We start from the raw sequence: 15,806 nt of genomic DNA, 5'->3' as shown, positions 1-15,806 counted from the left end.
GGCGGCGGTCACCCGCGCGGGCTAGCCGCGCGCCGCCTCCGGGTGCAGGCGGAGCCAGCCCTGCCAGGCCGAGGTGATCATGTCGTCGACGTCGTGACGGGCCTTCCAGCCGAGCTCGGCGGCCGCGCGGTCGGCGGAGGCGACGACGCGCGCCGGGTCGCCGGGGCGGCGGGCGGTGACCGTGGGCGGGCGGTCGTGACCGGTGAGCGCGTTGATGCGGTCGATCATCTCGCGCACCGAGACGCCCTCGCCGCGGCCGATGTTGAGGGTGAGGTCCCGGCCGGGGGAGGAGCGCAGCGCGCGGGCCGCCGCCACGTGGGCCTCGGCCAGGTCGACGACGTGGATGTAGTCGCGGACGCAGGTGCCGTCCGGGGTCGGGTAGTCGTCGCCGAAGACGCGCGGGGGCGCCTGCCCGGTCAGCCTCTCGAAGACCATGGGGACCAGGTTGGACACGCCCGTGTCGGCAAGGCCGGGGCCCGCCGCGCCGGCCACGTTGAAGTAGCGCAGGCAGGCCGTGGACAGTCCGGCCGCCCTCCCGGTCGCGCGGACCAGCCACTCGCCGGCCAGCTTGGTCTCGCCGTACGGGGACATCGGCACGCAGGGGGTCTCCTCCGTCACCACCTCCGCGTCCGGCATGCCGTACACCGCCGCCGAGGACGAGAACACGAAGGAGCGCACCCCGGCCGCCGTCACCGCGTCCAGCAGGACGCGCAGCCCCTCGACGTTCTCCCGGTAGTAGTGCAGGGGCCGTTCCACCGACTCGGCCACCTGCTTCTTCGCCGCCAGGTGGACGACGCCGGTGACCCCGTGGTCCGCGAGGGCGCGCGCCACCCGCCCGCCGTCCAGGGTCGAGCCGACCACCAGCGGCACCCCCTCCGGCACGCGGCCGGCGAGACCGGTGGACAGGTCGTCGTACACCACCGCCCGTTCCCCCGCCTCGGTCATCGCCCGTACGACGTGCGCCCCGATGTAGCCGGCGCCGCCGGTGATCAACCAGGTCATGGACGGCCGTCCCCTCGTCGTTGGCCCCTCGTGCATCCGGCTCTCAGTGAAGCAGGCGCCGCAGCCTTCCGCGCAGCACCGAGGCGACACCGCGTACGCCGGTCGCCACCCGCAGCGCCAGCGCGCCCGAGTGCGTGGCGTACGGCCGCACCAGCACCACGCCGTACCGGGGGCTCGGCACCGCGCGGCGGCGCAGCAGCCCGGGTCCGGCGAGCGCGTGCGCGGTGACGCGGCGGCCCGTCCCGTCCCGGAAGCGCACCCGCAGCCGCAGGTCCCACGTGCCCGTGCCGATCGCGGCCAGCCGGTCCGGCGGTACGGCCGTCTCCGCGGACCAGGTGCCCCCGGCGGACGCCCGCAGGGGAGCGTGCGGCGCAGGGCCGTGCCGCCCCGCTCGCGGTGCCGCCACTCCACCTCCACCGTCTCCGGTCCCGCCCCGGCCACCCGGCCGTACAGCTCGTGCAGGCGCAGCCGCAGCCCGAAGCCGCCCCGCGCGCGCGGGCGCAGTTCCGCGTCCACGGCGAGCGGCAGCAGGGACACGGGGCGGGTCAGCAGGGACTCCAGGGTGACCCCGGGCAGGTCGGCCGACCAGCAGGGCGTGCCGTCCCCGGCGCGGGCGTAGGGCGGGCACAGCCGGGCCGGGCGGGCCGCCAGGTCCCGCAGGCGGGGCAGGTCGCGCGGCTCCGGGGAGGCCAGCACGACCCGTCCGATCAGCCGGCCCGGTGCGGCCGGGTCGCGCGCCCAGTCGTCCGCGTCGAAGTCCGCGAGGAAGTCCCGGGTGTGCGTCCACCACTGCCGCCGGTGGTCCTCGTCGCGCAGCGGCAGCTCGCGCACGTACATGCGCAGCTCGTGGTCGAGGAACTTGGCCCGCGCCCCGCGCGCCAGCCGTTTCTGCCCGGCGTCCAGCAGGACGGCGTGGGCCGTGCGGCACGCGTGCGTGCGGGCCCGCCAGTTGTCGACGCCCGCGCGGTCCAGCGAGATCGACAGCCGCCGGGCGGACCGGCGGACGTGCCAGACGTACACCCGGTCCGGGACCAGGGCGACGCGCGGGGCGGCGGCCCACACGCGCGCGGTGAAGACGAGGTCCTCGTAGGGGAAGCGGCCCTCGGGGAAGCGGATGCCGTGCTCGCGCAGGAAGGCCGTGGCGTAGAGCTTGTTGACGCAGAGGGTGTCGTGGAGCAGGCGCGGGCGGTGCGCCGGGTGCGCGAGCACGGCGGGCGCGGCGTACAGGCCCGGCTCCCACGGCACCTCGCGCCCCGACGGCAGCTCCCGCCGTACGCACAGGCCGCCCGCGACCTGCGCGTCCGCCCCGGTCGCCGCGGTGAGCAGGGCGTCCACGGCGCCGGGCGGGAGCACGTCGTCGCTGTCCAGGAACATCACGTACGGCGAGGTCACCGCGGAGAGCCCGGTGTTGCGCGGGGTGCCGCAGCCGCCGCTGTTGACGGGGAGCCGGATCACCCGCAGGCGCGGTTCGCCGGCGGCCAGCCGGTCCAGCAGATCGGCGCTGCCGTCCGTCGAGCGGTCGTCGACGGCGACGACCTCGCGCACGGCCGGTCCCTGCCCGAGGGCCGAGCGCACGGCGTCGGTCACGTGGGCGGCGTCGTCGTGGCCGATGACCACGACGGAGACCCGGGGGTGAGGGGAGTGCATGGCGTCCTTGGGGCGTTATGGGTCGGTCATCGACCTTTTGCCCGCTTGAGGACGTTCCGTACACGTGGTGGCGGCTCCGGACTCCTCCTTCCGGCCCCGGCCCGGCCCCGGCCGTGAAGCAGTGGCCGGGGCCTCCTCCCGCTCGCCGTGGAGCCGCCGGACGGGCGCGGCCCGTTCACCGCGACGGCCGGGTCCGCCGTCACCGGTGCTCCTTCAGAGGCTGCGGGCGTCGATGTCGCCGTGGTCGGTGGTCGCCCGGATGTTCAGGCCGGCGGCGCCGTCGGTGTTCCTGAGCGCGTTGCGGATCCGGCCGTGACCGGTGCCGGCGTCCAGGGAGGCGGAGACCCCGGCGGCGGCGGTGACCGAGATGTCGCCGGAGCGGGTGCGGAGCACGACCGTGCCGCGCACGGCCTCGGCGACCCGGATGTCGCCCTGCTCGGTGCTGATCTCCGCGGAGCCGCCCAGGCGGCCGATCGAGACGTCGCCGTCGGAGGTGGTGACGCGGACGCCCGCGGTCTCATCGATCTTGATCGCGCCCTGCGCGCTCTCCAGGTCGACGTCGCCGAACCGTCCGACGCCCCGGAACTCGGCGCGGGACGACGTCACCTCGACCCGGGAGCCGGCGGGCAGCCGGACCGTGACCTCGACGGATCCGGAGGGGCCGAAGTACTGGTTCTTCGCCGCCGGGGCCTGGATCCGCAGGACGCCGTCGCCGTAGGCGACCTCAAGCTGCTCCGCCGCCTTCACGTCGCGCCCCTTCGAGGCGTCCGCGGGCAGGGCCTCGACCGTGGTGTCGGCCCGGTCGGCGGCGATGAGCTGCACGCGCCCCGCGGGGATGTCCAGGACGGCGGAGATCGGGGCGGGGGTGTCGAACTTCTGCATCGTGCTCTCCTTCTGCGCTCCTCGTTTCTGACATCGAAAACGCTACGTTGCCTTTCTGGATTCGACAACAAGCTTGTTGCATGCAGCTGGGATATATGCAGTTCAGAGGCGCATGATCGTTGCAATGGTCTGTTCTCAACGCAACGTCGGTCACCTCGTTCGTTGCATTGAGTGGAGGGCGAACGCTATGCTGGAGGTCAAGGGAGCCCGGAGGGAGACCGCGGTGCCGGGAGGCAGACTCACTCAGCAGGAACGCCGGCAGATCGCGCTGGGCCTGGCCGACGGCCTCGCCTACGCGGAGATCGGCAGGCGTCTCGACCGCCCCACCTCGACGATCACGCGCGAGGTGATGCGCAACGGCGGCCCCACCGCCTACCGCGCCGACCTGGCCCACCGCGCCACCGAGCAGCGCGCCCACCGGCGCAGGCCGGCCGCCCCCCGCGGGTCGCGGGCCCCGGCGCAGGACCACGGACGTGACGCCGGGGCCGTGCGCGCGTACGAGGAGGTGTTCACCACCCTCCTGATGCAGCAGGGCCTGCCCAAGATGATGTCCCGGGTGCTGACCTGCCTGTTGACCACCGACGCGGGCAGCCTGACCGCGTCCGAACTCGTCCGGCGCCTCCAGGTCAGCCCGGCGTCCGTCTCCAAGGCGGTCGCGTTCCTCGAGAGTCAGGGCCTGGTCCGCCGGGAACGCGACGAACGCCGCCGCGAGCGCTACCTCGTCGACGACGACGTCTGGTACCAGTCCATGATGGCCACCGCCCGCGGTGGCGCCCAGCTCGCCGAGACCGCACGGCAGGGCGTCGGCGTCCTCGGCCCGGGCACTCCGGCCGCCGCCCGCCTGGAGAACATCGCCCGTTTCGTCGACTTCGTCTCCGAGAGCATCACCCGCGCCGCGGAGCAGGCCCGCGAGATCCTCCACACGCGACCCGGAGCGACCCCGGGCGACGCGGCCGCGCCGCGTCCGGGCGGCGAGTAGACGGCCGTCCCGGCGGCCGCGTCCGGTGGCGCCCGCACCGGACCCGCCGATCCGGACCGGTCCCGTCGCGCACCCGCCGGACGGCCCCGTCCGTGCGGGGGCCGGTGAGGCCGGCGGGCCCCTCGCCGCGGCTCCCGGCCGACCGGGGGGCGGTGTCCGTCGGGGCGCGGGTGCGGGGTCCTTACGCGCCCTTGGCCGCGGCCGCGTCCAGGGCCGTGGTGAGCCGGTCGAGGCGGGTCCGCAGGGCCTGGATCTCGTCGATCCGGAAGCCGGTCGCGGCGACGATCCGCTGCGGCACCTCCAGGGCCCGCTCGCGCAGCGCGGCGCCCTCCTCGGTCGGCCGCACCTCCACCGAGCGCTCGTCGCGCGCACTGCGCTCCCGGCGCACCAGGCCGGCCGCCTCCAGCCGCTTGAGCAGCGGGGACAGCGTGCCGGAGTCGAGCCGCAGGTGCTCACCGAGCTTCTTCACGGGCAGGGCGCCGTGCTCCCACAGCACCAGCATCACCAGGTACTGCGGATAGGTGAGCCCGAGGTCCTTGAGGATCACCCGGTAGACGCCGTTGAAGGCCCGGGACGCGGCGTTCAGGGAGAAGCAGATCTGCTGGTCGAGGCGGAGCCAGTCGTCGGCGGAGCCCGGCGCGGCGGGGGCCGGCGAGCCCGGGGGCGCCGGGGCCGCGGGGGCGGGGCGGGAGTCGGTGTCATGCCTCCAGGGTAGCTCCAGGAGGCCATTCAGTTGTGCGCAATTGAATCGTGTGCTCTACTTGTGGTCGTGCGACGGCCGGAGCCACCACGGAACCGGCCGTCCCGTCCCACCATCCACCGAGAGGGAAGGTCTCCCCATGGACGCGCTCTACACCGCTGTCGCCACCGCCACCCACGGCCGCGAGGGCCGCGCCGTCACCTCCGACGGCAAGCTGGACGTCGGCCTGAGCGCCCCCGCGGAACTGGGCGGCGACGGCCGGGGCACCAACCCGGAGCAGCTGTTCGCGGCCGGTTACGCGGCCTGCTTCGGCAGCGCCCTCGGCCTGGTCGGCCGGGCGGCGAAGGTCGACGTCAGCGACGCCTCGGTGACCGCCGAGGTCGGCATCGGCAAGCAGGGCGAGGGCTTCGCGCTCGCGGTGACGCTGCGCATCGAGCTGCCCGAGGGCGTGGACGAGACGACCGGCCGCAAGCTGGTCGAGCAGGCCCACCAGGTCTGCCCCTATTCCAACGCCACCCGCGGCAACATCCCCGTCGACCTCGTCATCGAGTAACCGCCGGACGGCCCCGGCCGGGGCTCACCCCCCGATCCGCGCCAGCACCTCCCCCGTCCGCCGGCTCCAGGTCACCACCACCGCCTCCTCGGGCACCCGCTGCCGGGGCGTCAGCAGCAGCCAGCGCGCGTGGTACCGGCGGACGATCGCGGCGCGCCCGGCGCGGGTCGAACCGGGGCCGAGGTACGCCCGCACGTCGGCCAGCCGCCGCGCCCGCTCCCGTTCGTCCAGGGCCGCGTCGGGCCAGGCGGGCGCGGCCAGGTTCGGCCCGTACCCGGCGATCGCGTGCACGGCGTGGTAGCCGTCGGTGATCACCACCTCGCCGGGCCCGATGTGCCGCGCGGCCCACTCGTACGTCGGCCAGTCGGGCGGCTGCTCGAAGCCGACCGGGTCCACCGCGCGCGGCACCACCGCCCCGGCCTGCACGGTCAGGAACCCGGCGCAGGCCCCCGCCGCCGCGGCACCGCCCAGCGCGCGCCGCCACACCGGCCACGGCCGGGCCGCCGCCAGCTCCACCGCGAGCGCGAACTGCGGCGGCACCAGCGTCAGCCCGAGGATCCTGCCGTAGGTGTAGTGGCCGCTCACCCAGCCGTACGCCACCACCAGGCAGTCCAGCGCGAACATCAGCACCAGCGGATCGCGCCACGAGGCGCGCCGCGCCCGCAGCCACAGCGCCGGGAGCCCGAGCAGCGCCAGCCAGAACCGCCCGCCGAGGTCCAGGTACAGCCGCCGGTGCATCGCGTCGACGCTGTCGTCCCCGGCCAGCGCGAAGACGTCGAAGTACGGCCAGGACGCGGCGACCGCCACCGTCACCGCGCCCGTCAGCGCCCACCGCCCCACCACCGCCGGCCTCGCCCGGATCCCCGGACCCGCTCCGGCCGGGGGACCCCCGTCCCGCGCTGCCACCCGGCGACCAGCGCCACCGCGCCCAGCGCCGCCGCCACCGCGGTGATCGGGTGCACGAGCAGGACCAGCCCGTACAGCGCGCCCAGCGCCGCGTACCCGGACGGCGGGCGCAGCCCGCCCGGGCCGACGTACCGCACGGCCGCCGCGTCCCGGGCCCGCGCCCCCGTCAGCGCCCAGGCCCAGAAGGTGAGCCCGGCCGCGAACGCCGACGGGTACGGCAGGGTGCCCGTCATCGACATCAGACCCAGGTAGCCGCTCCACCACGCCCGCTCCGTGCCCCACAGCAACGTCATCGCGGCGAGCGCGAGCACCGGCGCCCAGGGACGCGGGGTCAGCACGCGGACGAAGCGGCCGATCCCGGTCAGCAGCACCAGCAGGTTCAGCGGCCCGGTGAGCCTGACCACCTCCCAGCCGCCCAGCCCGGTCAGCCGGGCGAACACGCCCTGCGCCAGGGCGAACGGCGAGTAGTAGGGGCTGCCCGCGCCCGGCAGGTCTGCCGTCGGGTGCCGGGGACGCAGCAGATCGGCCCTGAGGCGTTCGACGACCGCCGCGTGCTGCCCGGCGTCGCAGCACAGCGGCACGCGCCAGTACGCCAGCGACATCACGAGCCAGAACAGGAAGCCGAAGAGCTGGTACGGAGTGGGGCGCCAGGCGCCGCCGCCGCGCAGCGCCGTGGCACCGCCCACGGTCCGCCGGGTGAGGACTCCGGCGCTCATCGGAGGGCGGGGAGGAGGGGCGTCTGAGGCATTTGCCCTATGTTCCCGCCGGGGTCGGCGGCATGACCCGGCGTCACCTCATCGGGTGAGGCCGAACGGCCGGCCCCGTCAGCGTGCCGGCTCCAGCGGGGCCCCCTGCGCCGGCAGCGCCACCCGCCCCCGGACCACCGGCTCCAGCAGCTGCGGCACCCCCAGCACCGGCAGCAGCCACGCCAGCACGATCAGCCGGTCGCCCCAGATGTTGATGTCCGGGTGCCCGGCCTGGTTGAGGAACCCGGTGCCGGCGGCGGCGACCAGGAAGGCCCCGGACACCGGCCGTCGCCACGCCCCCCGGGCACCGGCCGCCACCCCCGCCAGCAGCACCGGCTCCCAGAACTGCCGCCGCAGCCACTCCGTCCAGAAGTTCCCCTGGAGCTGGAAGAACTCCGGCCACGGACGCTCCCGGTCGGGCCGGGCGAAGTGGTCGGTGAGCAGGTCCTGCACGCTCTCCGTCACCGACGGGTAGTGCAGCAGCCGGGCCAGCAGCACCGTGCCGAGCACGCCCGCGCACCCCACCCCGGCGAGCGCCGCCGCCGCGCGCCCCGGCGGCGGGCCCCGCCGCCGTCGCCGTACGGCGACCGCCGCGCCCGCGGCCGCCAGGCCCAGCCCGAGGAACAGCGCCTGCGAGTGCTTGACGGTGAACAGCGCGAGCAGCGCGCCGGCCGCGAGCGCGACGCCCGCCCGGACCCGCCGTCCCGTCAGGGCCAGCGCGCAGCCCCACAGCGCGGCCAGGGTGAGGGCCAGCAGCAGCCCCTCGGTCATCGGGCGCATCGCGGTCGTCCCGCACGGCAGGACGTAGAACAGCGCCTGCCCGGTGAGCGCGAGCGGCACGGGCACCGACAGGGTGCGCAGGACCAGGAAGGCGAGCACCCCGCCCGCGCACGCGACCACCACGCCCGCCGCCCACACGCCCCAGGTCACGCCGAGCAGCGTCACGAACGGCACCAGGAACACCGGATAGCCGGGCCGCACCTCGAAGATCCGCATGAAGCGCTCCGGCATGAACGGCACGGTGCGCCCGCCGGTCTGCCCGGCCGCCAGCCGGCCCTCCACCTGCCGCCACTCCCGGTCCCGGCACTCCCGCACCACGCGCGGGGCGGGATCCGGGGCGTGGAAGCGCACCACGTGCACGTTCTGCTCGCGGTGCGCGATCGACGCCCGGCCCGCGCAGACGTACTCGATGGTGGCGGACGCCGCCTCCCGCTTGCCCTCGCCGCTCAGGCTCAGGGCGTACGACAGGTAGTTCTTGGTGTCGGGGGTGTCCCGGCCGGTGACGTTCGCCAGTTGCAGCACCGCGAAGACCGCGGCCAGGAGCAGCACCCGGGAGCGCGGCGTCACGGGGACGCGGGCAGCACGTCGCGGCCGCCGGGCGAGGAGGGTCCCCCCTGCGCGGGGGGACGCCCCCGCCCGTGCGGAACCGGCAGCGGGGCGGAAGCCGGACGCGTGGGGGAGGGCACCCGGACCGGGCCCGCGGCCGGGGCGTCCTCCGGCATCGGCTCGCCCAGCATCACCGTGCGCACCACCCGCTCGGCGGCCCGGCCGTCGTCGAACGCGCAGAACCGCTCCCGGAAGGCGGACCGCAGCCGCGCCGCCTCCTCGTCCCGCCACGTCCCGGAGGCGAACAGCCACGCCAGCTCGCGGTAGGAGCGCGAGACGTGCCCCGGCGGCTCGGCCGTGACGTCGAAGTAGAACCCCCGGCTCGCCGCGACGGCGTCCCGGTCGTCGGCGTGGATCACGATCGGCCGGTCCAGGAGGGCGTAGTCGAACATGACCGACGAGTAGTCGGTGACCAGCACGTCGGCGGCGAGCATCACGTCCTGCACGTGCGGCTCGTCCGTCGCGTCGACCAGCACGCCCCGCCGGTGCAGCTCCGCGAGGCCCAGCCCGCGCGCCGGTCCGTCGGCCAGGGACGGGTGCAGGCGCACGACGAGGGTGTGGCCCGGGCCCAGGTCCGCGGCGAACCGGGCCAGGTCGATCCGCTCCACCAGCCCGCCCCGGCGGTAGTCGCGGCGGGCCGGCGCGTACAGCACCACCGTGTCCCCGTCCGGGACGCCGAGCCGGGCGCGGGCCGCCCGCCCCCGCCCGGGCCCGGCGCCGACCAGCACGTCGTTGCGCGGACTGCCGCTGCGCAGGGAGGTGAAGTGGCAGGGGAAGGCCCGCTCCCACACCAGCTCGGAGTGGAGGTTGGCGACCAGGCTGTAGTCCCAGCGGTCCGCCCGGCGCAGCATCTGCGGCACGTCGAAACCGAGCCGGGCGCCGGGCTTGTGCAGCAGGTCGGCGCCCGCGTACAGCAGCGGGGTGCCCAGGTGGGTGTGGACGTGCACGCTCCCCGGGCGTTTGACCAGCGCGCCGGACCAGTTGACGTTGTTGACGAAGTAGGTGGCCCGCTCGGTCACCCTGCGGTAGGCGGCGGAGTCCGGCAGCACGTACTCGACGTCCGGCTCCAGCCCGGCCGCCTGCTCCTCGTCGGCCAGCACCCACACGCCCCGGATGTGCGGGGCGAGTTCGCGCGCCGCGTGGAAGACGGCCGCCGGGTCGCCGAGCACGCCCCGGTGCGAGAACGCCGAGTACACGGCGAGGTCCGGGTCCAGCGGGCGGCGCGGGTGCAGCGCGGACCGGGCCCGGGCGGTGCGGGCCGACGCCGCGGTGCGCGCCTGCCGGGCCCGCCGCCCCAGCTCCCGGCCCGCCCGCCCGGCCTGCCGGCGCAGGACGTAACCGGCGTAGCTCCCCTCCAGCACCCGCAGCTCGGCCGGGATCCGGGCGCCCTCGGGCCGGTGCGCCCGGAACATCTCGGCCGTACGGCGGAAGAACTCGCCCCGGTCGGACGGGGGCAGGCGGTCCGGCTTGGCGAGGACGTCCAGACAGTGCTCGCCCATCTTGGCGTGCAGGAAGGGCCGCCAGTGCGCCAGCGCCGGGCGGGCGTCGACGAACCGGAAGACCCGCGCGTACTGCTCGTGGATGTCGAAGTGCCTGCGGCTGGTGGTGGACAGGATGCTGCCCCGGCGGCGCTGCCGGTAGTACAGGCAGATCCGGTCCAGGGTCGCGATGCGCTCCGCGCTGAGCAGCACCGGGAAGGTCCAGGGCGTGTCCTCGTAGTAGCCGGGCGGGAAGGCGAAGCCCTCCCGTTCGACGAAGTCGCGGCGGTAGACCTTGTTCCACACCACCATCAGCAGGTCGAGGATCTCCGGCCGCTCGGCGGCCGTGAAGGTGCCGTCGTCGGCCAGCAGGTGCGCCAGCACGTTGCGGCGGGTGCCGCCCCACCAGTGGGTGCGGGCGTAGTCGAAGACCAGCACGTCCGGGTCGCCCGTCTCGTCGAGGCGGTCGGCCAGCGCGCGCAGCGCGCCCGGGGTGAGGGTGTCGTCGCTGTCGAGGAAGAACAGGTAGTCGCCGCGGGCGTGCGGCATCCCGGCGTTGCGGGCGCGGCCCAGACCCACGTTCTCGGGCAGGTGCAGCACCCGGACGCGCTCGTCGCGGGCCGCGTACGCGTCGAGGATCGCCGGGCAGCCGTCCGGCGAGCGGTCGTCGACGGCGATCACCTCGAGGTCGCGGTACGACTGCCCGAGCACCGAGTCGAGGCACTCCTGCAGGTACCCCTGCACCTTGAAGACGGGGACGATGATGCTGAAGCGGGGCACTGCTTCGTCAGCTCCTCACCAGGGGGGCGGCCGCCGGGGCCGGGACACGTTCCGCGAGCGGGATCACGGGCGGGAGCGCCTCGGGCGGCTCGCCGAGCAGCACCCGGCGCACCACCCGCTCGGCGGCCCGCCCGTCGTCGAACGCGCAGAACCGCTCCCGGAACCTGGCCCGCAGCGCGGCCGACTCCGCGCCCGCCCAGGAACCGTCCCGGAACACCAGGGCCAGCTCCTCGGGCGTGCGGACCACCGGGCCGGGCGGCTCGGCCGTCAGGTCGAAGCAGACGCCCCGGGTCTCCCGGTAGACGTCCCAGTCGTCGGCGTACACGACGATCGGGCGGTCCAGGTTGGCGTAGTCGAACATGATCGACGAGTAGTCGGTGACCAGCGCGTCGGCGGCCAGGCACACGTCCTCCGAGGAGCGGTGCGCGGTCACGTCGATGACCCGGCTGCCCCGGCCGCCGGTGCGCGGCCCGCCCCGGTCGTAGAAGTAGTGGGCGCGCAGCAGGACGACGACGTCCTCGCCGGCCGCCTCGCAGAACGCCTCCAGGTCCAGGCCGGCCTCGAAACCGGTGCGGTGGTCGCGGTGGGTGGGGGCGTACAGCACGGCGGTGCTGCCCTCCGGCACGCCGAGCTCGGCGCGGATCCGGGCCACGTCCTCGGCGCCGGCCGTGCAGTACACGTCGTTGCGCGGATAGCCGTACTCCAGCTGCTCGTAGGAGCCGGGGAAGGCGCGCTCCCACACCCGGGTGGAGTGCGGGTTGGAGGAGAGGTTGTAGTCCCAGCGGTCCACCCGGCCCAGCAGCTTGGTGAAGCTGCCGGTCGCCGCGGCCACCACCGGGTACGTCGACTGGTCGACGCCCATGGTCTTCAGCGGGGTGCCGTGCTGGGTCTGGAGGTGGACGCTGCCGGGGCGCTTGACCACGCCCTCCGCGAAGTTGGCGTTGTTGACCAGGTACGTGGCGCGGGCCAGGACCTCCCAGGCGCGGCGGCTGCCGATGACGGCGTACTCGACGCCGTCCGGCAGGGTGTGCTCCCGGCCGGCCTCCACCAGGAACACCGACCGGATGTGCGGGGCGAGTTCACGGGCCCGGGCGTGGATCGCGGCCGGGTTGCAGGCGTAGCCGCGGCCCCAGTACGCGCAGTACACGGCGAGGTTCGGGTCGAGCGGCCGGCGCAGGTGCATCCGGTACAGCAGCCGGGTGCGCACGCCCCGGGGGCGCGGTACCGGCGCCACCGCCCGGGCCGCCGCGCGACGGGCGCCGCGCAGGGCGGTGAACGCCGCGTAGGAGCCGGCCGCCAGCAGCCGGTGCTGCACGCCGAGGCTGCCGCCCGGGGGCCGGTACCCGGCGGGGCGGTGGCGGCGGTGGAGCAGGCTCGCCCGGCGGAAGAACGCGCGGCGTCCCGCCGTCAGCCGCCGGGGATGGGCGGCCGTCTTCAGCACGGCGGCGAAGAGCTGGTCGAACAGCGGCCCCGACCGCTCGGCGGGCAGCCCCAGTTCGGCCGCGCGGACGAGCACCAGCTCGGTCTGGTCCAGCAGTTCGGCGTGGTGCGCGCCGGGGAGGTTCAGCCGGCTGCCCTGCCGGCGCAGCAGGTGCCGCACGACGACCGCGCGCAGCACCGCCACCCGCTCGGCGCTCAGCATCGCCAGGCCGCCCCAGCCGACGTCCGTGAAGTGGCCCTCGGGGAACGCCAGCCGGCGCTCGGTGACGAAGGCGCGGCGCCAGGCCGCGCTCCACGCCGGGAGCTGCACGCCGGTGAGGTGCGGGGCGCGGCCGGGGCGGAACGCGCCGTCCGGTGCCTTCGCCAGCAGCGGAGCGGCCGGGTTGCCCGGCTCGCCCTCCCACCAGGGCGTGCGCTCGTGCTCGAAGTACAGCACGTCCACCGGTCCGGTCCGGGCCAGGCGCGCGTCCAGGGCCGCCAGCGCGCCCGGGGCGAGGGTGTCGTCGCCGTCGAGGAACAGCAGGTACGACCCGGTCGCCCCGCGCATCCCGGTGTTGCGCGCCCCGGCCAGTCCGGCCGACGGCGGCGCGTGCACCGGGGCCACCCGGGAGTCCCGCTCGGCGTACCGGGCGGCGACGTCGGACGCGGGGGACGCGGGTGCGTCGCAGACGGGGATCAGCTCGAAGTCACCGAAGGACTGGGCGAGCACCGAGTCCAGCGCCTGGGCCAGCCGGCCTGCGACCCCGTGGGACGGGACGATGATGCTGAAGCGGGGCATGCTGCTCCTTCCGTAGGGGTTCTCGTGGCCCGCCGCCTCAGCGGGCGGGACGCCGTCCGGGCCGTCCCGTCGGCCGCCGGGCGGGCGGCCGGGTCGGAGTGGGCCGCGACGAGCCGGGGGACATGGTCACTCCCGAGGGGGAACGGCGGTCAGACGCGGTCGGTGACGGCCTGCGGGCCGCCGGGCTGCTGCTGCGGCACGGTCGCGAGCGGCGGCGGGGCCTCGGACGCGGCGGCGGCCGACGGCACCGGACGGCGTTCGTGCAGGGGGACGACCGGGGGCAGGCAGGTCTCCCCGAACACGACCCGGCGGGCCACCCGTTCGGCGGCGCGGCCGTCGTCGTGCGGGCAGAAACGGGCGCGGAACGCCGCGCGCCGCCGGTCGGAGTGGGAGCCGCGCCAGTGGCCGGTGGCGAAGATGTCGATCAGCTCCTCCTCGCTGCCCGCCACCGCGCCCGGCGGGAACGCCCGCAGGTCGACGTAGGTGCCGCGGGCCGCCTCGTACGCCTCCCGGTCGTCGGCGCACAGGACGATCGGCCGGTCCAGGCCCGCGTAGTCGAACATCAGCGGGGAGTAGTCGGTGACCAGGGCGTCCGAGGCCAGGCACAGGGACGTGACGCTCGGGTGCCCGGTGACGTCCAGGACCCGGCCCGAGGAACCCGCGGGCGGTCCGCCGAGCGGGTGCCGGGTGCGGGCCAGGACGACGAACCGCGGGCCCAGGCGGCGCGCGACGCGCTCCAGGTCGAGCAGCGGGCGCTGGGTGCGGCGGTAGTCGCGGTGGGCCGGCACGTACAGGACCGCCACCGCGCCCTCGGGGACGCCGAGCGCCTCCCGCAGCCCGGCCACGTCCGCGCCGGTCGCCGTGTGGAACCGGTCGGTGCACGGCCGGCCGTACTCCAGGGTGGTGTAGCGGCCGGGGTACGCCCGCTCCCAGACCAGGGTGGAGTGGCGGCTGGCGGAGACGACGTAGTCCCACCGGTCGACGTCCTCCAGGAGCCGCGCGAAGTCGGTGTCCCGGGCCGCCGCCGGGCGTTCCAGGAGGTCCAGGCCCGTGTGCCCGAGAGGGGTGCCGTCCTGCGTCCGGACGACGACCTGCCCCTTGCGCCTGACCGGACGGGGGCCGAGGCCGGTGTCGCCCACCAGGTACGCGGAGCGGGCGAGCGCGCTCCAGTGGGCGGCCGTGCCGGGGACCAGCGGGCGTGCGCCCGGCGGGACGGCGTGAGGGTGCCCGGGGCGCACCACCCAGGCGGTGCGCAGGTGCGGGGCGACGGCGCGGAACGCGGACTCCAGGGCGCCCGGGTCGCCGCCGTGGCCGTCGTCCCCGTGGGGGGTGAAGACGGCGTGGTCGGCGCGCAGCGGGAGCAGCCGCTGGACGCGGTAGTGCAGGAGCAGGGCGGCGGAGCGCAGGGCGCCCAGCAGCCTGCCGGAGAGCCGGACCGCCCCGCGGCGCAGGGCCGACGCCAGCCGCAGGGCCCGGTAGGTGCGGTGCAGGCCGAACCGGATCAGCGCGTGGTGGATCCGGGCGCGTGCGGGGACGGGCGCGCCGGGCGCGCGGTGGCGCCGGTAGTGGGAGCGGGCCCGGCGCAGGAAGGCGGCGTGCGTCCCGCGCGGCAGCCGGTCCCGCCGCGCGTGCACCGTCACGAGGTGGTCGACCATGCGGCGGAACAGCACCGGCCGCCAGCACGCCAGCCCGGGGTGCTCGTCGAGGTACGCGAACACCCGGTCGTACTGGTCGAAGACGTCGAAGTGCCGCTCGCTGGCGGTGCGCAGGATGCCGCCGGCCCGCCGCTGCCGGTAGTGCACGCACACCCGGTCCAGGGTCGCGATCGACCCCGCCGTCATCAGGACCGGGTACGTCCACGGGGTGTCCTCGTAGTAGCCGGGCGGGAAGACGAAGCCCGCGTGCTCCGTGAACTCCCGCCGGTAGGCCTTGTTCCAGGCCACCATCAGCAGGTTCAGCAGCCCCGGCCGGTCCGTCAGCCGGAACGGCGCCGGGCCCCGTTCGGTGAGCTCGGCGGCGGCCCGGTTGCGCACGGTCTCGCCCGACCAGTACGTGCGCGCGTAGTCGTAGACCAGGACGTCCGGGTCGCCGGTCTCCTCCAGCCGGCCGGCGATCGCCAGGAGCGCGTCGGGGGCGAGGGTGTCGTCGCCGTCCAGGAACACCAGGTAGTCGCCGGTCGCCCGCTCCATCCCGGCGTTGCGGGCCGGGCCGAGGCCCGTGTTCTCCGGCAGGTGCACGGCCCGCACGCGCGGGTCGCGGGCGGCGAACTCGTCGATCACCGCGCCGCACGCGTCCGGCGAGCAGTCGTCGACGGCGATCAGTTCGAGGTCGGCGTACGACTGGGACAGCACCGATTCCAGGCACTCGGGCAGATACGCCTGAACCTGGTACGCGGGGACAATGACACTGAACCTGGGCAAGGGGGCATCCATCGGTCGGTGCGGGCGTTCGGCCCGGCAACGGCCACTGGGCCGACTTGGTTACGCCGTGTGCGGCATCCGGGGGAATCCGGTCACCCGGAGGGGCGGA

9 protein-coding genes and 2 pseudogenes are annotated in these 15,806 nt (G+C 75.8%); 2 read left to right on the top strand and 9 right to left on the bottom strand.

From position 1 onward, the window contains the following. Positions 1-21: 21 nt before the first annotated feature. The 3 genes and pseudogenes from galE to GL259_RS16165 all read right to left on the bottom strand — a co-directional run bounded on the left by galE (position 22) and on the right by GL259_RS16165 (position 3,531). Positions 22-1,002, bottom strand: a complete 981-nt coding sequence (gene galE / locus GL259_RS16175; RefSeq protein ID WP_159533401.1) for a UDP-glucose 4-epimerase GalE — start codon at positions 1,000-1,002, stop codon at positions 22-24. Positions 1,003-1,045: 43 nt separating this feature from the next. After that, positions 1,046-2,649: pseudogene (locus GL259_RS39330) on the bottom strand (glycosyltransferase). Positions 2,650-2,862: 213 nt separating this feature from the next. Next, positions 2,863-3,531, bottom strand: coding sequence for a DUF4097 family beta strand repeat-containing protein (locus GL259_RS16165; RefSeq protein ID WP_159533399.1), 669 nt, complete (start codon positions 3,529-3,531; stop codon positions 2,863-2,865). 223 nt (positions 3,532-3,754) lie between these two features. On the opposite strand from GL259_RS16165, the gene GL259_RS16160 reads away from it, so the two are divergent. Further along, complete coding sequence (locus GL259_RS16160) at positions 3,755-4,510, top strand: helix-turn-helix domain-containing protein (protein WP_159533397.1); 756 nt, start codon at positions 3,755-3,757, stop codon at positions 4,508-4,510. A 181-nt stretch (positions 4,511-4,691) separates the two neighbouring features. On the opposite strand, the gene GL259_RS16155 is transcribed toward GL259_RS16160, so the two are convergent. Then, positions 4,692-5,108 (bottom strand): MarR family transcriptional regulator, encoded by a 417-nt coding sequence (locus GL259_RS16155; RefSeq protein ID WP_159538682.1) that lies wholly within the window; start codon positions 5,106-5,108, stop codon positions 4,692-4,694. Positions 5,109-5,349: 241 nt separating this feature from the next. Between GL259_RS16155 and GL259_RS16150 the strand changes: the two genes are divergently transcribed. Further along, on the top strand, positions 5,350-5,763 hold the full coding sequence (locus GL259_RS16150; RefSeq protein WP_159533395.1) for an organic hydroperoxide resistance protein: 414 nt from the start codon (positions 5,350-5,352) through the stop codon (positions 5,761-5,763). A 24-nt stretch (positions 5,764-5,787) separates the two neighbouring features. On the opposite strand, the pseudogene GL259_RS16145 reads toward GL259_RS16150, so the two are convergent. The 5 genes and pseudogenes from GL259_RS16145 to GL259_RS16125 all read right to left on the bottom strand — a co-directional run bounded on the left by GL259_RS16145 (position 5,788) and on the right by GL259_RS16125 (position 15,697). After that, a pseudogene (locus tag GL259_RS16145) lies at positions 5,788-7,385 on the bottom strand (hypothetical protein). Positions 7,386-7,493: 108 nt separating this feature from the next. Then, on the bottom strand, positions 7,494-8,762 hold the full coding sequence (locus tag GL259_RS16140) for a hypothetical protein (RefSeq protein ID WP_159533393.1): 1,269 nt from the start codon (positions 8,760-8,762) through the stop codon (positions 7,494-7,496). Then, a complete protein-coding gene (locus GL259_RS16135) occupies positions 8,759-11,059 on the bottom strand; it encodes a bifunctional glycosyltransferase family 2 protein/CDP-glycerol:glycerophosphate glycerophosphotransferase (RefSeq protein ID WP_243762313.1) in 2,301 nt (766 codons plus the stop codon). The genes GL259_RS16140 and GL259_RS16135 overlap by 4 nt, the downstream gene beginning before the upstream one ends. 7 nt (positions 11,060-11,066) lie before the next feature. Further along, positions 11,067-13,277, bottom strand: a complete 2,211-nt coding sequence (locus GL259_RS16130; protein ID WP_159533391.1) for a bifunctional glycosyltransferase family 2 protein/CDP-glycerol:glycerophosphate glycerophosphotransferase — start codon at positions 13,275-13,277, stop codon at positions 11,067-11,069. A gap of 149 nt (positions 13,278-13,426) precedes the next feature. Then, entirely contained in the window at positions 13,427-15,697 is a 2,271-nt protein-coding gene (locus GL259_RS16125; protein WP_159533389.1) for a bifunctional glycosyltransferase family 2 protein/CDP-glycerol:glycerophosphate glycerophosphotransferase, read from the bottom strand. Positions 15,698-15,806 lie beyond the last annotated feature (109 nt).

It is taken from the genome of Streptomyces sp. Tu 3180 (genome assembly GCF_009852415.1).
Classification (GTDB): Bacteria; Actinomycetota; Actinomycetes; order Streptomycetales; family Streptomycetaceae; genus Streptomyces.
Note: the sequence above shows the minus strand (reverse complement) of the source record. Positions and strands in the feature narration are given on the sequence as shown.

What these genes read in the sequence shown, in the direction of transcription:
- GL259_RS16130 (WP_159533391.1), bottom strand. Translation starts at nt 13,277, where the DNA reads ATGCCCCGCTTCAGCATCATCGTCCCGTCCCACGGGGTCGCAGGCCGG.
- GL259_RS16150 (WP_159533395.1), top strand. Translation starts at nt 5,350, where the DNA reads ATGGACGCGCTCTACACCGCTGTCGCCACCGCCACCCACGGCCGCGAG.
- galE (WP_159533401.1), bottom strand. Translation starts at nt 1,002, where the DNA reads ATGACCTGGTTGATCACCGGCGGCGCCGGCTACATCGGGGCGCACGTC.
- GL259_RS16165 (WP_159533399.1), bottom strand. Translation starts at nt 3,531, where the DNA reads ATGCAGAAGTTCGACACCCCCGCCCCGATCTCCGCCGTCCTGGACATC.